The organism is Mucilaginibacter sp. SG564 (assembly GCF_013149275.1).
Classification (GTDB): Bacteria; Bacteroidota; Bacteroidia; order Sphingobacteriales; family Sphingobacteriaceae; genus Mucilaginibacter.
Map to the genome: position 1 here is coordinate 524,925 of NZ_JABGNA010000003.1, position 14,356 is coordinate 539,280.

A 14,356-nucleotide genomic window follows, 5' to 3' on the forward strand; every position below is an offset into this window, starting at 1 on the left:
ATCACTATTAATAACCATTTATTAATAGTTTGTTTTAATAATGTGGTTTTATTAAAAGCCGGGAAAAATTTTGCAAAGATAATTTTTTAAGGTTATTTCTTTGGGATAATAATATTTTCGAAGATCTTTCATCTAAATTTCTAAACTACGTTAGTTACACTACGTAATGTAAACTCAAAACATAACATTCCCTTTTCAATAAATTTATCTTATCAATTAGTCAAAGTAATAAGTAAGGTTGAGCCTTGCATGCATATTAAAGCCATTGCCGTGATTATACTGATAGTTTAAAGAATAAACTGGAGTCAATTCGCCAGAGATCAGGTATTTTTTTAATTTGATATTAGTATAGAAGGTACTGTTTATATCAACCCAGTGCGAATTAGAATTACCCGAACCACTAAAAGCCATATAATACAGATCATTATTATGAATTTGCCGCTCCAACGTTAAGCCATAGGAATTCATCCCTTTCAAATAACTAATATCAAACATAAAGCTGTTACTGCCTGGCCCGATACCGGCGCCTATATATCTGCCATCATTGGTATATCCATCCCGAGGGCTCGTAAGATGTGTATACCACGTAGGTTCATCCCTTAATAAAAATGTGGGTGATCTTTGTAATTGAGTTAACTCGGCTTTTATTTGTATATAACTATCTTTTGACAGCTCGAACAACTTACGCCCCCCCAAAGTGATGGCAGCTGAATGACTCGGTTCCTGTAAAAAATCGTTAATACTTCCGGTTCTGTCATTCCTTGCCCATTCAAAATAAAGCTCTGCGTTGTAAAGCGGTAATAGTTGACGTACATTAAGGGCAAAAGCAAAATCCTGGCCATCTCCACCCCTACCATTAGATACGTCGTTTGCTTTGAGCGACGACCCCGTAATTACTGGAAATAATTTTCTAAGGATATTTCTTTGATGATAAAGGGAGTCTTTATCCAAATAATCGTACCCAGTGAGCCCTAAATATAAACCCTTTAACCATTTAGGTTGCCAGTTAATCGTGTAGGCCGATATATAGCGGGTAACTTCAGGCTTGGGAAGATATAAGCCACCGCCGTTTACCAATTTGGTAAGATCAATTGGCAGATAACCTGACTGTTTTAAATTTCCTCCTATTACCTGCCATTCAAATGAACCTATGATGGTTTTAATTGGCTTAATTGAATTAAATGTCCAATGAAAAAAGCCAGGTGCCGAGTTACTCATCATAATGGAATTTTGCACACTTGGCCCCCACCATATATTCTCTGTTGAAACACCTGCCTCTATATTTTTAAAGTTGACAGTTATTTTTGATTGCCCCGGATATAAATGCTGTAATGATTTATTGCCAAATCTTTCAGGTGCATCAATGCTATTTAGCATATTATAATATGCATTTAAAAGCTGCATATTCGTAGTATTAACCTGAACATCGGCAAAAGTGTCAAACCTTTTGTTTTCGGCATACACAAATTCAGGTTTTATTTGCACCCTGAGTATACCTGCTTTTAATAAGAAACCTCCGCTAACCCTTGTCTGGTACCCTGCGGTTGGGTACAATGAAGAGTTGTTATAGCCATAAGGCCTTCTAAAATTATAATCATTTAGCCAGTTAAATGGTAATATCTGAATACCGGATGGTTTCCCCATAAACTGGAAACTGCCGTATGTTTTGCTCGCTACTAATTGTTTGAAAGATGAGTCGGTATCATGCCAATCATCATTTAAGGGCCTTACGGTAAAAGATGAGGTATTATCGCTTTTGCCTAATAACTGGTTTCTCCTGGCAATATCTTCTGCATAACTCCCTACTGGTATGGTTTGCGAAAAAGTTTTTAAACCCAAAAATATCAAGACAACGGCTGATAATAAAATTTTCTTCATAATTATTGATAAGGACGCAGCAAATCATTTAAACGTAACAAGGCCATTCATTTTCTCCCAGGAAAAAATTATTTCATAATGCCTTATTGAATAAAATGCATCTGTAAAGTTTAAAGTATTTGCCGATAAAACGGCATGATCGAAACAAAATTACACTAAACTGTTACAAAAATTTAAAGGGCCCAAATATTAACGCGTGGCAATTAATAAATTAACAATAAGGCATTAAATTATCCGATAGGTTTATTCAGTTCGAGTTTGTAATAGAGTGATCCAAATTTCGATTTACCCGTTTACAATAAGTTAACACTTATTTCCATATCGATATTATTTTTTATCGGAAGCAACCAAAGCCTCTTTTCACAACGTATTGGAGTTATAAAAGATTTATTATTAACCACTTTTAACCAGTACAATGAAATTATTCAAAAATCTACCCCTCGCAATTGCCGGCATTGCGGTTATGTTTGCCAGCTGGTCATGCTCTAAAAACAACAACAGCAACAACACGCCAGATCAACCAGCCCCGGCGAATGCAATCAGACTATCAACTAATGCAAAGTTTGGCAGTGTTATTACCGATTCCAAAGGAAAAACCCTTTATTTTTTCGCTATTGACGCCAACGGTAGCTCAGGCTGTAACGGTGGATGCTCTGTGGTTTGGCCTACTTTTTACCAGGCAAATCTTACTTTAGACAAGGGTTTGGATAGCAAGGATTTTAGCACTATAACCCGTGCTGATGGATCAAAACAAACAGCTTACAAGGGCTGGCCACTTTATTATTATCAGAATGATGCCAATGCAGGTGATGTTAATGGCGATAAAATAGGAAATACCTGGTTTGTTGCCAAACCCGACTATACCGTAATGTTAAGCAACAGCCAGCTAATTGGCAACGATGGTGTTAAATACAACAGCGACCTTAAGGCTGGTGATGGTGTAACCCAATACATTGTTGATGACCGCGGGCAAACGCTTTACTCTTTTAGTCATGATAAATTTAACACCAACAAATTTACTGCCTCCAATTTTAGCAATAATAAAGTTTGGCCTATTGATACTGCTGTAAACGCGGCAATAAATGTCCCCTCTGTTTTGGACAAAACACAATTTCAGACAATAACCGTATTCGGAAAAACCCAATTGGTTTATAAGGGTTGGCCATTATACTACTTTGGCGCCGATAACAACGTACGTGGTAATAACAAAGGTGTATCTGTACCCACTCCGGGTACGTGGCCTTATGTTAATACTACTTCAGCCGTTGCACCTAATTAATTTAATTTCTTCATAACAAAAAGCGGGTAAGAAAATTTCTAACCCGCTTTTTATTGCCTATTAAAATCTATTTATTGGCTTACAGATCTATCTCGTAAGTAAAACTATCCGGCTTGGCATATACCGTATACTTAGCCAATGGCCGTGGACCGCAGGAGTTTGAACCTACTCCCAGCGTATGAGCACTGATGGTTAATACGGTCGCTTTGCTTTTTGGTAAATCAATTTTATACTCTACAGGTTCCATTTCTTCGTCACTATGAAGCTGTGCAGAAACCTGCAGGAATCCACCAACGTGTTTAACTGTTAACGATCCGTCCTTTCCGGTAAGCTTAGCCCAGCGGATATCCTCATGATTACCATTCTCCATTGGTTTTTCATATGGTGTTACCTGCTGTTTTACGGTACTTGAATAAACACCAATATCAAAACCTCTTTTTCTGTCGGAATAGGTCTCCATTGGGCCACGGCCAAAATAGGAGAACTGATCAAGATCTTTTTTTAGAAATAAGCGTACGCCTAACCTGGCCAATACCACTTTAGGATCACTAAATGACACATCGTTTTTTGCCTGGATAACGCCATTACCCCATATATCATAAGTTACTTTATGGTGCACCGTAAAGCCTTGTTTACCTGTGCCGGTTAGGCTGGCGCTGATCACTACCTTATTGGGAGTTGGCTGCGTGGCGGTAATACTATCGGCTACCCATGTAAGGGTCTTGATACCATTTTTTTCCCAGCCTTCATTGGCCCACATATCATCATTACGGTGAGGGGCACGCCATAGGTGTAATTTGGGGCCACCATTATCTTCCAGCACATTTTCGCCGTTCTTTTCCAGTTTGCTGAATGTGCCAGTTTTTTTATCAAACTCTATTTTAAAGTTTTTACCCTTTACTTTTATCTCGTTATTTCCGTTTGAAAGCTCGAGTGCTTGTTCGCTCGCGGGGTCTTTCTTTAAGGCTATAGTTTTAGCCGGAAACTCCAGTTGTTGCGATGCCGCCTCGAAACCTTTTTTGGCCCACATTTTATCGGCCTTATAAGTAAACGATATCCGCAGGAAGTATTCCGCATCGGGTTTAAGTTTACTGATAATATCATAAGGGATTTTCACATCCTTCTCTTCACCAGGGTTTATTTTGCCGATATCAAAATTACCTTTAGTGGTGACCACGCCATTTTCGCTCAGTTCCCAGTTACCGGTGAAACCATCCAGATTAATAAATTGATACCTGTTTTTGATGGTGATAATACCTTTGGTAATATCTTTTGCTTTTACGGCGATCCATTGATAAGCATGCTTTAACTCGGGATAGTGTGGTTTAAGCGAACGATCTGATGCTACCACACCTTTGTGGATAAAATAACGGTCATTCGGGTACTCGCCAAAGCCGCCGCCAAAGGCCAGTATGGGGTGTTTGGGATCTCGCCTGTTCCAGACACCCTGATCCTGCCATTCCCAAATTGCACCACCTAAAAGCGTTGGATATTTATCAAACAGGTCATTATACTCATCAACAGAGCCCATGGAATTGAACATAGCGTGAGCATACTCGCACAAATAAAATGGTTTGGTGTATTTGTCATCGTTCGCGATCTTTTCGGTGTTCTCCAGATCGGTGTACATGTCACTGTCAATATCTGCCGGATTCTTTTCGCCGATACCAAAACCCTGGTAATGTGTAGGCCGTGTCGGATCAAGCTTTTTCACCATATCCAAGGCAGCCCTGAAATTAGAGCCGCCGCTGCCGCACTCGTTACCTAACGACCAGATGATCACCGAAGGGTGATTTTTAAAGTTTTGCACGTTAGCTACATTTCTGTCGATAATGGCATCTTTTATCCTTGGATCCTCATTAAATTCATCCCAGGCACCATGGCTCTCCAGGTTAGCTTCGGCTACTAAATAAATGCCGTATTGATCACATAACTCATACCAGCGTGGATCATCAGAGTAATGGCAGGTACGCACATGGTTACAGTTGGCTTGTTTGATGAGCACGATATCCCTGATCATTTGCTCCTCGGTAACTGCGTGCCCAACCTCGGGCCAGTTCTCGTGCCGGTTAACCCCTTTTAATTTCACGCGAACGCCATTGATGGTAAATATGCGTCCTTTGATCTCGATAGTGCGGAAACCCGTACGTGATGAAATGGTTTCGTTTGTAGTATTGCCGTTCTTTAAGCTCAATACCGTGGTATATAGTTTCGGTGTTTCGGCAGTCCATTTTTGAGGGTTATTAACCTGGAAGCTTAGTTTCACAGTTGTTTCCTCACCAGGTTTTAAAGCGGGCACATTACCAGTAGCACCTTTTACTATAGTGCCACCATTATAAAGTGTTGCTGTTAATTGATTAGCTTTTGTGGTTTTGCCGCTATAGTTTTTTACCTGGGCGCTCACCTCAACCACCGCGTTTTTATATTGTTTATCGAGATTAGTTTTCACAAAATAATCCCTGATATGTTCCTGCGGAGCGCTCCATAAACTTACGTTGCGGAAAATACCACTCAACCGCCACATATCCTGATCTTCCAGGTAGCTGCCTGTTGTAAAACGGTAAACCTCTACGGCTATCATATTTTTACCAGGCTGTACATATTTGGTGATATCAAACTCGGCAGCATTGCGGCTGTTAACGCTGTAACCCACCTTTTTACCATTTACCCAGATAAAAAAGCCGGCGTCGACACCATCAAAAGTCATAAATACCCGGCGACCTTTCCAATCAGCAGGCACTTCAAAATCGCGTCGGTAACTGCCTACCGGGTTGCGTTCGGCATAGGCGGTATACTTTCGGGGCGGCTCACTCATTACATGCGGAAAATCCTTTTTAAAGATGTACGTGAAATTGCTGTAATAAGGTGTGCCATAACCTTCTATCTGCCAGTTGGAAGGCACTTTGATATCTTTCCAGCCCGATACATCGTAAGCTGTTTTATAAAAATCAACCGGGCGCTGTTGCGGCCATGCTACCCAATTAAATTTCCACAAACCATTCAGGCTTCGGCAAAATGATGAAGCGTGCCTGTTGGCCTTCAGAGCTTCCTGTAAATTGGCATAGGGCATTAATGAAGCATGTGCAGGCTCCTTATTGATACCGATATTGCGCGGGTCTTCAATTTCGGCAGGTACCGGGGCTCCTTTAACAACAGTATCAGCCAGCTTTGGCCCTGCAGCCATAGCTGCGGTGACCATATTTAAAAGAAAAGCACAAACAAGCAGTTTTTTCATTGGTTATGGATTTATGGTTATCTGCCGGGCAGATCGATTTAGCTATATAATGGTTTTATTTAAGCAGGGCTAATATATACTGTATTATTAACATTTAAAACAGGTTATTTAGTTTTCCTATATTTTCATCAATAGAAATTATATCTTAGAGCACCATCTGCCTTAATATTTATTTATCTGCTTTATGAATACTATAATTCAAAAAAAGAATAATATAACTATTGAGGGTAACCTTAATGCTACTGAAACAATTGTGTTTACCCACGGCTTTGGCACAGACCAAAACGCGTGGAATTGGGTCAAAGATGATTTTAAAGCTGATTATCGTATTGTGCTATTTGACAATATCGGTGCAGGCAGCGCAGACCCAAATGAGTATATACCAGAAAAATACGACCGGCTTTTTGCCTATGTTGATGATATGTTAAACATACTGGCTGATCTGAAATTACAAAATACTATTGTAGTTGCTCATTCCGTCAGCTCCATGATTGCCTTATTGGCTGCAATTCAAAAACCGGAGTATTTTTCAAAACTGGTATTTATAGGCGCCTCACCACGATATTTAAATGATGAAGAGCATAACTATACCGGTGGCTTTACCCAACCTGTTTTAGATGCTATGTATAGCGCCATGGCCGGTAATTATTGTGCCTGGGCCAGCGGTTTTTCGGAAGTTGCGATGGATAATCCGGATCAACCCGAACTTGCACAGCAATTTGCCTATACCCTATCGGCCATCAGGCCTGATATTGCTTTAGAAGTAGCCAAAGTTATATTTGAATCTGATGTTCGCGAGCATCTGCCTCATCTTAAAAAGAAAGTACTGCTGCTACAATCCTGGAATGATATTGCCGTGCCTACAGAGGTAGCCTATTATTTACACGCGCACATTGAAAATAGCACCCTAAAGTTCATTGATGCACAAGGCCATTTTCCACATATCAGCTCACCTCGGGCAGTGATCGCGGCCATCAAATCATTTATTTAAAATACTGATAGCATATCAATTATCTATTTTAAGACAATCTTTTTCTTATAATCCATCCTAATAAGTATACCATTTATACCTTTGTATAATACTTGACATATCAAGTATTATACAAAGGTATAAATGGTATACATTAATTCAACCTTAAAATTCATCCTCAACCTGGCTAAAATGCAAACGATAGTGAACCGTCGCTTTGATGCACAGTTGAGTAGTTATGGCTTAGGCTTTAATGATTTTGTTATACTGTATTACCTCTCACAGGCACCTCATGAAAAGTTGAGGAGGATTGATCTGGCCGACAAGCTGGGTTTTACTGCCTCAGGCATTACGCGCATGCTTGCACCTATGGAAAAAACAGGCCTCGTATCGCGCGAAAGTAATGAACGAGATGCCAGGGTAAGTTATGTGGTATTGGCGCCGGGTGGTAAACGTTTGTTGAACGAATCAATAAAAACCGCGGAATATGCCGCATTGGATATTTTCCCAAAATCAAAAACAAAAAAAATTGAAAAACTGTCTGAAATATTCGACGAAACAGGGCTCTTTTTATAAAAAATGGATCTAACAACAACAATACCCGAAATAAAATTGCCTGCTGTTAAAAAGGCGCTGAGATCTTTATTTAATCATACCGAAATTGAGGATATACAATTACTGACCGGTGGTCTTTCATCGGCATTGGTATACCGGATAACCGTAAATGGCAAAAACTACCTGCTCCGTATAGTTATGCATGCTGATGAAATGCATGATCCGCAACGGCAGCACATTTGCATGGGCTTAGCGGCCTCGGCTAACATCGCGCCGCATGTTTATTATTCTAATGATGAAGATGCCCTGGCTATTACCGATTTTGTACAGGCCAAACCTTTACGCGAAGGTTTTGCTTCAAAACAGGAACTTGTTACAGCGTTGAGTAACACCATCAAAGCTATACATGCGCTGCCCCCTTTCCCAAAACTGGTAAACTTTTTAGATGGGGTTGATATATTTATACAACAGTTTAAGGAGCAGCACATGTTCCCGGAACATATTACGGCCGAGTATTTTTCACTTTACGCCGAAATCCAGAAATCCTACCCGCGGTATGATACTGATCTGGTGGCGAGCCACAATGATTTGAACCCGAACAACATTTTGTTTGATGGAAAACAGATCTGGGTGATTGACTGGGAGGCTGCGTTTTTAAACGACCGGTATGTAGATCTGGCTATCCTGGCTCAACCCTATGTTCATGATGAGCAGGACGAAGCCATTTACCTCCAAACCTATTTTGGTGAAGAGTTAAATGAATACAAAAAGGCACGCTTTTTCCTGATGCAGCAAATATGCCGGATGTATTATGCCATGATCATGCTCAGGTTTGCAGCAGCCCAAAAACCGGGCAATTATACACATGATACCAATATGGATCTGCCGGGAATGGCTGAGTTTGGCGCCATGCTGATGAGTGGCAAAATATTACTGGACACTTACGAAGGCAAGTTACAATACGGTAAGATACTACTGAACACGATGCTATCGGCCATTAAAACTGAACGGTTTAAGGCAGCTATAAAAACCATGGGTTAGTTTGCAAATTTGTTCTTAATTTTAAGACGCCTGCTGGAATTACTGTGGGCGTCTTTATTCATGAAAGCAACAAACGAAAAGCTTGTTTTTAATACACTGATCAAACAATACCTTTATTTTGGATTGCCAACGGAGGGCATTGATGATAAAACGGATTTTACCATTCATAACATCAAGGATATCCACCTGGAGCTGCCTTTTAAATCACCGGTGTACAGGCCAAACTTCTTTTCGTTTGTTTTTGTTAAGGATGGTCGCGGGGTTTATACTACAGACGATCTTCACTTTACAACCGAACCGGGCACTATCTATTTTACCAATCCGGGGCACTATAAATCGCATGAGTGGTTTGAACTCAATGAGGTTTACCTGATCACCCTCAGCGAATCATTTTTAAAGGAGAATGTGCATCCCGATATTTTCGAAGAATTTCCTTTTCTACTGGCCGAAACAGTTCATCCAAGGGTATTAGGCCAGGCTACATTCTCGGAATTTGAGGATATATATCTACAGATCAATAAAGAATATCAATCCAACAGCCGTTACCGTGCCCGGCTCATTGGGAATTTATTTGTGGTATTGCTGTTAAAAATAAAGGAATATTTCTGGAAGGATTATAACCCCATATATGAAGGGAACCGCAGCTCCCAAATCGTCAAGAATTTCAAACGTACACTGGAACAGCACTACAGGGATTTAAACAATGGCAAGGTACACCAGGTTTTCAGGCTACAGGATTATGCAGATGAGCAAAACCTGCACCCCAACTACTTAAGTAACGTAATCAAAACCAAAACCGGCAAACCCATCAGTACCTGGATAACCGAAAAAACTATTGCCGAAGCTAAATCACTCCTACAAAATTCATCAAACTCTATTAAAGAGATCGCTTTCCTGCTGGGCTTCTCCGAAGCAAACCATTTTAGTAATTACTTTAAAAAGCATACCAGCATCACCCCTGTTTCATTCCGGAAACAGCATGGTACCATAGCTTGTTAAAACCCTTCTTGTAGAGACGCATATTTGCGTCTCCGGTGTGAAAGTCCTCCCTCAATAATCTGAGACGCAAATATGCGCCCCTACAGTAAAAATCCTTACCCTTTATCCAAAAATCCATGCTCCAAATCTCCCTTCTTTGATATTTGCAGGTAATGCTATGATATCTGTACTTTTTGGCTTGCGTTAAACCAGACCTTTGATTCATCAAAACAAACAAAGGAAAAATAATCATGAAAACGCTAACAGAAAAAGTAATCTTAGTAACCGGAGCCTCACGAGGTATCGGTGCAGCAGTAGCCAAAAAACTGGCATCAGAAGGTGCTAAAGTGATCATCAATTATGCAGGTGGTCTTGATGCAGCCGAGCAAACACTTAATGAAATAAAACAACAAGGTGGCGACGCCATAGCCTTGCAAGCCGACGTAAGCAAGTCAGACGAAGTAAAAGCCATGTTTGATACAGCCATAGCTCATTATGGCAAAATTGATGTACTGGTTAACAATGCCGGTATCATGATCACCAAACTATTGAAAGATACCACCGACGAAGATTTTACGCGCCAGTTTGACATCAACGTACGCGGCACATTTAATACCCTGCGTGAAGCAGCTACCAAACTAGCCGACAATGGTAGTGTGATCAACTTTTCAACTTCCAATAACCGTATTATGCTGCCAACATATTCAACCTATGCAGCAACAAAATCAGCGGTGGAACAATTAACCAGCGTATTCTCAAAAGAAGTTGGCGCAAGGGGGATCAATGTAAATTCGGTATCTCCTGGCCCTACCAACACCGAACTTTTCACCAACGGTAAGCCACAGGAAGTGATCGACCGCCTGGCCTCTCTTTCGGCCTTTAACCGCATAGGCGAGCCTGAAGATATTGCCAATGTAGTGGCTTTCCTGGCCAGCGATGCTGCCAAATGGATCAGTGCCCAAAACATCGGTATTAACGGTGCAATGGCGTAAGTGGAAGTCAAAATTCAAAAGTAAAAATTCAAAAAAATAAGTGGTCGCACCAAGCAAAATCGGTGAAATCAAAAACAAAATCAGTGTAATCACAAAATATTAAAATCATAGAAATCATGAACACATTAAAAAATAAAGTAGCCTTAATTACAGGATCAGCACGCGGTTTAGGAAAAGCCATTGCAGAACGTTACGCAGCATTAGGTGCCGATATCGTGATCAATTATTCACGTGATAAAGCTTCTGCCGACGAGGTACTAAGCAACATCAAAGCCATGGGCGTACGCGTAATTGCGGTTCAGGCCGATGTAAGCAAAGTAGCGGATATCGAAAGGTTATTCAACGAAGCCAAAAAAGAGTTTGGCAAAATTGATATCGTAGTGGCTAATGCCGGCATTGAAATGGTAGAAACCCCTGTTGTTGATTTTACCGAAGAGCAATTCGATAGATTGTTTTCCATCAACACCAAAGGCTCATATTTTACCATGCAACAAGCCGCTAAAAATGTAACCGATAATGGCCGTATCATTTACATCGCGTCAAGCACCACCTCATTTCCGGTACCGGGAATGGCTGTGTATGGCGGTAGTAAAACTACACCGCGTTACCTGGTTGATATCCTGTCAAAAGAAATTGGCCACAAGGGTATTACTGTGAATTCCATTATCCCCTTCGCGGTTGATCACTCCGGTATATTTGCCGAAGCCGGTAGCTACCCCGAACTAAGGAAACAATTACTGGACAGCTGTCCGATGGGCAGACTGGCCGAAGTAGAAGACGTAGCTAATGCAGCCGAATTCTTTGCCAGCGATCTTTCATCATTCGTATCAGGCCAGCACCTGTTAGTAAACGGTGGCGCTACAAATTAATTAGTCGACCTAATTTAAATGAAGTAAAAACAGGGTAAATTAGATTATCCTGTTTTTACATTTAATCCTTAAAGCCATGCCCATAAAGATCATCAATTCATTACTTATCCTGTTTGTAGTATTCATGGGATTTAAACAAGGCTGGGCCATGTTTAGCGGCAAACCCGAAATGCTGGCCATGTTTAGCAAATGGCGTTTCAATAGCCAAAGCCTTATTTTACTGGGTACCATCACCATGCTGAGCGCTTTACTTATCCTGTTTCCGCGAACATTTGTTTTTGGGAACTTTTTAATGGCCATAACTATCCTGCTCATTATTTGCCTGCAGCTATCCACAAAAAACTTGAAGGGGGCAGTTATTGAATTGCCTTTCCTGCTCATGAACCTGCTCATCATCTATTTGCAATACCCCTTAACAAAATTCAAATGAAAGCACTTAATCATTACCTGGTTTACGCCTCGCTGATCAGTTTATCATTATCAGCCCAGGCGCAAACAACAAAAACGCCAGTTAAAACCATAAAAAATACAAATGCTATGAATACCGATCAATTAACCAACCCCATAGTAAAAAAGGCCATTGATGCTTTGCAGACCGGTGATAAAAATGCCTGGTTTGCCTTATTCACAGCGGATGCCGAGCTTTTTGACGATGGCCACAAAATGAATTTCAAAAGCTTTTTTGACAAAGCTTTGGGCCATGAACGTTTTACGGCCATTGATAAGATAGAAAACAATGGCCTGGACCTCTACGGCAGGTTCCACAGCGACCAATGGGGCGATTTTAAAACCTACTTCCGGTTTATAATTAATCCCGGAGGCAAGATCAGTCGCCTGGATATTGGACAGGCCAGTTATTAAAAACCAAAAGAGGCTGTATCATCATGATCAGCCTCTTTTTTTATGATCTATCCGGATGCTCAATCTGTATGATCATGGGTTAGATCGGCTACATTAACCAAAAAGTGGGTTTACATGGGTTTACACTTTTCAGGGTTAACATTGATTTAAACAATTGACAATCAATTATTTGTGAAAATTTTCTCTAAAAAAGTGTAAACCCACTTTTCGTACAAATATGATCGGCTTAAATTTCAATTCACAGGCGCAACACCAAGGGATAGTCAATTTGATTAATGATACAGCCTCTCTGTTTTAACCCTGAGCTTATTTACATATGGTGAATTTCCCTCACTTCTACATTGCCGCCAAATTCAAAAATAGGACAGCCTTTGGCCAGTTCAACGGCCTCGTCTAACGAATCGGCTTTAACCAGGGTGTAGCCGCCAATCAGTTCTTTAATTTCGGTATAAGGGCCATCGGTAACCACATTTTTGCCTCTTACCACTTTACCCTCCGCAAACAGGCGGTTTCCACGATCAACCAGTTTATTCTGAGCGGCTATACTGCCCACCCAATCCATCCATCTTTGGGTAACGGCCTGCATTTCTTCTGGTGAACCTTGTGGTGCGCCAACATAATCGTTTCTGAATACAAAAAGGAACTCTTTCATTTTATTAGTTTTTAAGTTTTAAAATAAGATGACGAACACCATTTTTAAAACTGGACAAATTGGTTAAAATATTTTTAGGGCTTTTGTAAAATCAGGGATTAATCCCGAATTTCAAAACAAACTTATAATTTTACCAGATATCGGAGACCATAAAATGGAGCAAATAAATATCAGAAAAGCGGAGTTAAAAGATATGGACGTATTGTTTGAGTTTAAACAAGCACTGGTTGAATCTGAACGTCCCTTTGATCCTACTTTAAAACCAGGTCCCCTCTATTATTATAACATCCCCGACTTAATTGAGGCAACCGACGCCCTGCTGGTTGTAGCCGAAATTGATTCAATAGTTATTGGTTGTGGATATGCCCGTATTGTTGATTCCAAACCATATTTGAGGCACCAGCAGCATGCCCACCTGGGTTTTATGTATGTAATGCCCGGGCACAGGGGCAAGGGCGTAAACAAACTGATCATTGATGCGCTTAAACAATGGTCGCAGCAGCAGGGTATTACCGAAATACGTTTGGAAGTTTACGCTGTTAATACCGCCGCGCTAAAAGCTTATGAAAAAGTAGGATTTGTACCCCACATGCTAACCATGCGATTGGGCTTAGCAGACGAAAAGGGCTAAACTATTTGCTCCTTCTTCAGCTTTTCACGATGATCAATCCCCCATTTGATCATTTCAAATATGATGCGGCCAAAAGACCAACAATACTCAGTTGATGCATATTCCACCAAAACCGGTGGGCCCGGGCTTACTGTTCGCGTAATCAGCTTATTCAATTCCATTTCCCGTAATTCTCTCGAAAGCATCCTCGTGGTTATGCCCGGTATGCTCCGTTCAATTTCCCTGAAACGTTTGTTGCCGTTGCATATGGAGTTAATAATGGGCAGTTTCCATTTACCGCCAATTACGTAAATGGTATCCTGCAACGCCTGGATCTCCCGCGCTTCGTTCCTTTTACCATCAATGCCATAAATAACCTCGTACATGGCCTTAATTTCCGGCGTCATGTTCTCTGTTGAATGTTCTGTTCCCATAT

The 14,356-nt window shown here is 40.7% G+C and carries 14 protein-coding genes; 10 read left to right on the forward strand and 4 right to left on the reverse strand.

What is annotated here, in order from left to right:
• Window positions 1-216: 216 nt before the first annotated feature.
• Window positions 217-1,878: a hypothetical protein gene (locus FHW89_RS09705; RefSeq protein WP_172334827.1), complete on the reverse strand. Its 1,662-nt coding sequence runs from the start codon at window positions 1,876-1,878 to the stop codon at window positions 217-219.
• A gap of 415 nt (window positions 1,879-2,293) precedes the next feature.
• On the opposite strand from FHW89_RS09705, the gene FHW89_RS09710 reads away from it, so the two are divergent.
• A complete protein-coding gene (locus FHW89_RS09710; protein WP_172334828.1) occupies window positions 2,294-3,157 on the forward strand; it encodes a hypothetical protein in 864 nt (287 codons plus the stop codon).
• Between the two features lie 79 nt (window positions 3,158-3,236).
• Here the strand turns inward: FHW89_RS09710 and FHW89_RS09715 are convergent, their stop codons facing one another.
• Window positions 3,237-6,392: a glycoside hydrolase family 2 TIM barrel-domain containing protein gene (locus tag FHW89_RS09715; RefSeq protein ID WP_172334829.1), complete on the reverse strand. Its 3,156-nt coding sequence runs from the start codon at window positions 6,390-6,392 to the stop codon at window positions 3,237-3,239.
• Window positions 6,393-6,576: 184 nt separating this feature from the next.
• Between FHW89_RS09715 and FHW89_RS09720 the strand changes: the two genes are divergently transcribed.
• The 8 genes from FHW89_RS09720 (at window position 6,577) to FHW89_RS09755 (ending at window position 12,658) form a co-directional block, all read left to right on the forward strand.
• Entirely contained in the window at window positions 6,577-7,383 is an 807-nt protein-coding gene (locus FHW89_RS09720; protein ID WP_216650525.1) for an alpha/beta fold hydrolase, read from the forward strand.
• Window positions 7,384-7,506: 123 nt separating this feature from the next.
• A complete protein-coding gene (locus FHW89_RS09725; protein ID WP_172334830.1) occupies window positions 7,507-7,938 on the forward strand; it encodes a MarR family winged helix-turn-helix transcriptional regulator in 432 nt (143 codons plus the stop codon).
• Between the two features lie 3 nt (window positions 7,939-7,941).
• A complete protein-coding gene (locus tag FHW89_RS09730) occupies window positions 7,942-8,958 on the forward strand; it encodes a phosphotransferase (RefSeq protein WP_172334831.1) in 1,017 nt (338 codons plus the stop codon).
• 60 nt (window positions 8,959-9,018) lie between these two features.
• Window positions 9,019-9,957 carry an AraC family transcriptional regulator gene (locus tag FHW89_RS09735; RefSeq protein WP_172334832.1) on the forward strand — a complete coding sequence of 313 codons (939 nt, stop codon included), beginning with the start codon at window positions 9,019-9,021 and terminating at the stop codon, window positions 9,955-9,957.
• Window positions 9,958-10,187: 230 nt separating this feature from the next.
• The gene (locus FHW89_RS09740; protein ID WP_172334833.1) at window positions 10,188-10,928 is read left to right on the forward strand and encodes an SDR family oxidoreductase; all 741 of its coding nucleotides are present in this window, start codon (window positions 10,188-10,190) and stop codon (window positions 10,926-10,928) included.
• A gap of 116 nt (window positions 10,929-11,044) precedes the next feature.
• Window positions 11,045-11,797 (forward strand): SDR family oxidoreductase, encoded by a 753-nt coding sequence (locus FHW89_RS09745; protein WP_172334834.1) that lies wholly within the window; start codon window positions 11,045-11,047, stop codon window positions 11,795-11,797.
• A 76-nt stretch (window positions 11,798-11,873) separates the two neighbouring features.
• The gene (locus FHW89_RS09750; RefSeq protein ID WP_172334835.1) at window positions 11,874-12,227 is read left to right on the forward strand and encodes a DoxX family protein; all 354 of its coding nucleotides are present in this window, start codon (window positions 11,874-11,876) and stop codon (window positions 12,225-12,227) included.
• Entirely contained in the window at window positions 12,224-12,658 is a 435-nt protein-coding gene (locus tag FHW89_RS09755) for a hypothetical protein (RefSeq protein ID WP_253952204.1), read from the forward strand. Before FHW89_RS09750 ends, FHW89_RS09755 begins: the two co-directional genes overlap by 4 nt.
• A gap of 310 nt (window positions 12,659-12,968) precedes the next feature.
• On the opposite strand, the gene FHW89_RS09760 is transcribed toward FHW89_RS09755, so the two are convergent.
• Window positions 12,969-13,310 carry a YciI family protein gene (locus FHW89_RS09760; protein ID WP_172334836.1) on the reverse strand — a complete coding sequence of 114 codons (342 nt, stop codon included), beginning with the start codon at window positions 13,308-13,310 and terminating at the stop codon, window positions 12,969-12,971.
• A 154-nt stretch (window positions 13,311-13,464) separates the two neighbouring features.
• Between FHW89_RS09760 and FHW89_RS09765 the strand changes: the two genes are divergently transcribed.
• Window positions 13,465-13,941 carry a GNAT family N-acetyltransferase gene (locus FHW89_RS09765; protein WP_172334837.1) on the forward strand — a complete coding sequence of 159 codons (477 nt, stop codon included), beginning with the start codon at window positions 13,465-13,467 and terminating at the stop codon, window positions 13,939-13,941.
• Here the strand turns inward: FHW89_RS09765 and FHW89_RS09770 are convergent.
• On the reverse strand, window positions 13,938-14,354 hold the full coding sequence (locus tag FHW89_RS09770) for a helix-turn-helix domain-containing protein (protein WP_253952205.1): 417 nt from the start codon (window positions 14,352-14,354) through the stop codon (window positions 13,938-13,940). The two genes, FHW89_RS09765 and FHW89_RS09770, sit on opposite strands and share 4 nt — an antisense overlap.
• Between the last annotated feature and the right edge of the window lie 2 nt (window positions 14,355-14,356).

Excerpts from the sequence above, each read along its gene's own strand:
- FHW89_RS09705 (WP_172334827.1), bottom strand. The coding sequence starts at position 1,878 with ATGAAGAAAATTTTATTATCAGCCGTTGTCTTGATATTTTTGGGTTTA.
- FHW89_RS09710 (WP_172334828.1), top strand. The coding sequence starts at position 2,294 with ATGAAATTATTCAAAAATCTACCCCTCGCAATTGCCGGCATTGCGGTT.
- FHW89_RS09715 (WP_172334829.1), bottom strand. The coding sequence starts at position 6,392 with ATGAAAAAACTGCTTGTTTGTGCTTTTCTTTTAAATATGGTCACCGCA.
- FHW89_RS09720 (WP_216650525.1), top strand. The coding sequence starts at position 6,577 with ATGAATACTATAATTCAAAAAAAGAATAATATAACTATTGAGGGTAAC.
- FHW89_RS09725 (WP_172334830.1), top strand. The coding sequence starts at position 7,507 with ATGGTATACATTAATTCAACCTTAAAATTCATCCTCAACCTGGCTAAA.
- FHW89_RS09730 (WP_172334831.1), top strand. The coding sequence starts at position 7,942 with ATGGATCTAACAACAACAATACCCGAAATAAAATTGCCTGCTGTTAAA.
- FHW89_RS09735 (WP_172334832.1), top strand. The coding sequence starts at position 9,019 with ATGAAAGCAACAAACGAAAAGCTTGTTTTTAATACACTGATCAAACAA.
- FHW89_RS09740 (WP_172334833.1), top strand. The coding sequence starts at position 10,188 with ATGAAAACGCTAACAGAAAAAGTAATCTTAGTAACCGGAGCCTCACGA.
- FHW89_RS09745 (WP_172334834.1), top strand. The coding sequence starts at position 11,045 with ATGAACACATTAAAAAATAAAGTAGCCTTAATTACAGGATCAGCACGC.
- FHW89_RS09750 (WP_172334835.1), top strand. The coding sequence starts at position 11,874 with ATGCCCATAAAGATCATCAATTCATTACTTATCCTGTTTGTAGTATTC.
- FHW89_RS09755 (WP_253952204.1), top strand. The coding sequence starts at position 12,224 with ATGAAAGCACTTAATCATTACCTGGTTTACGCCTCGCTGATCAGTTTA.
- FHW89_RS09760 (WP_172334836.1), bottom strand. The coding sequence starts at position 13,310 with ATGAAAGAGTTCCTTTTTGTATTCAGAAACGATTATGTTGGCGCACCA.
- FHW89_RS09765 (WP_172334837.1), top strand. The coding sequence starts at position 13,465 with ATGGAGCAAATAAATATCAGAAAAGCGGAGTTAAAAGATATGGACGTA.
- FHW89_RS09770 (WP_253952205.1), bottom strand. The coding sequence starts at position 14,354 with ATGGGAACAGAACATTCAACAGAGAACATGACGCCGGAAATTAAGGCC.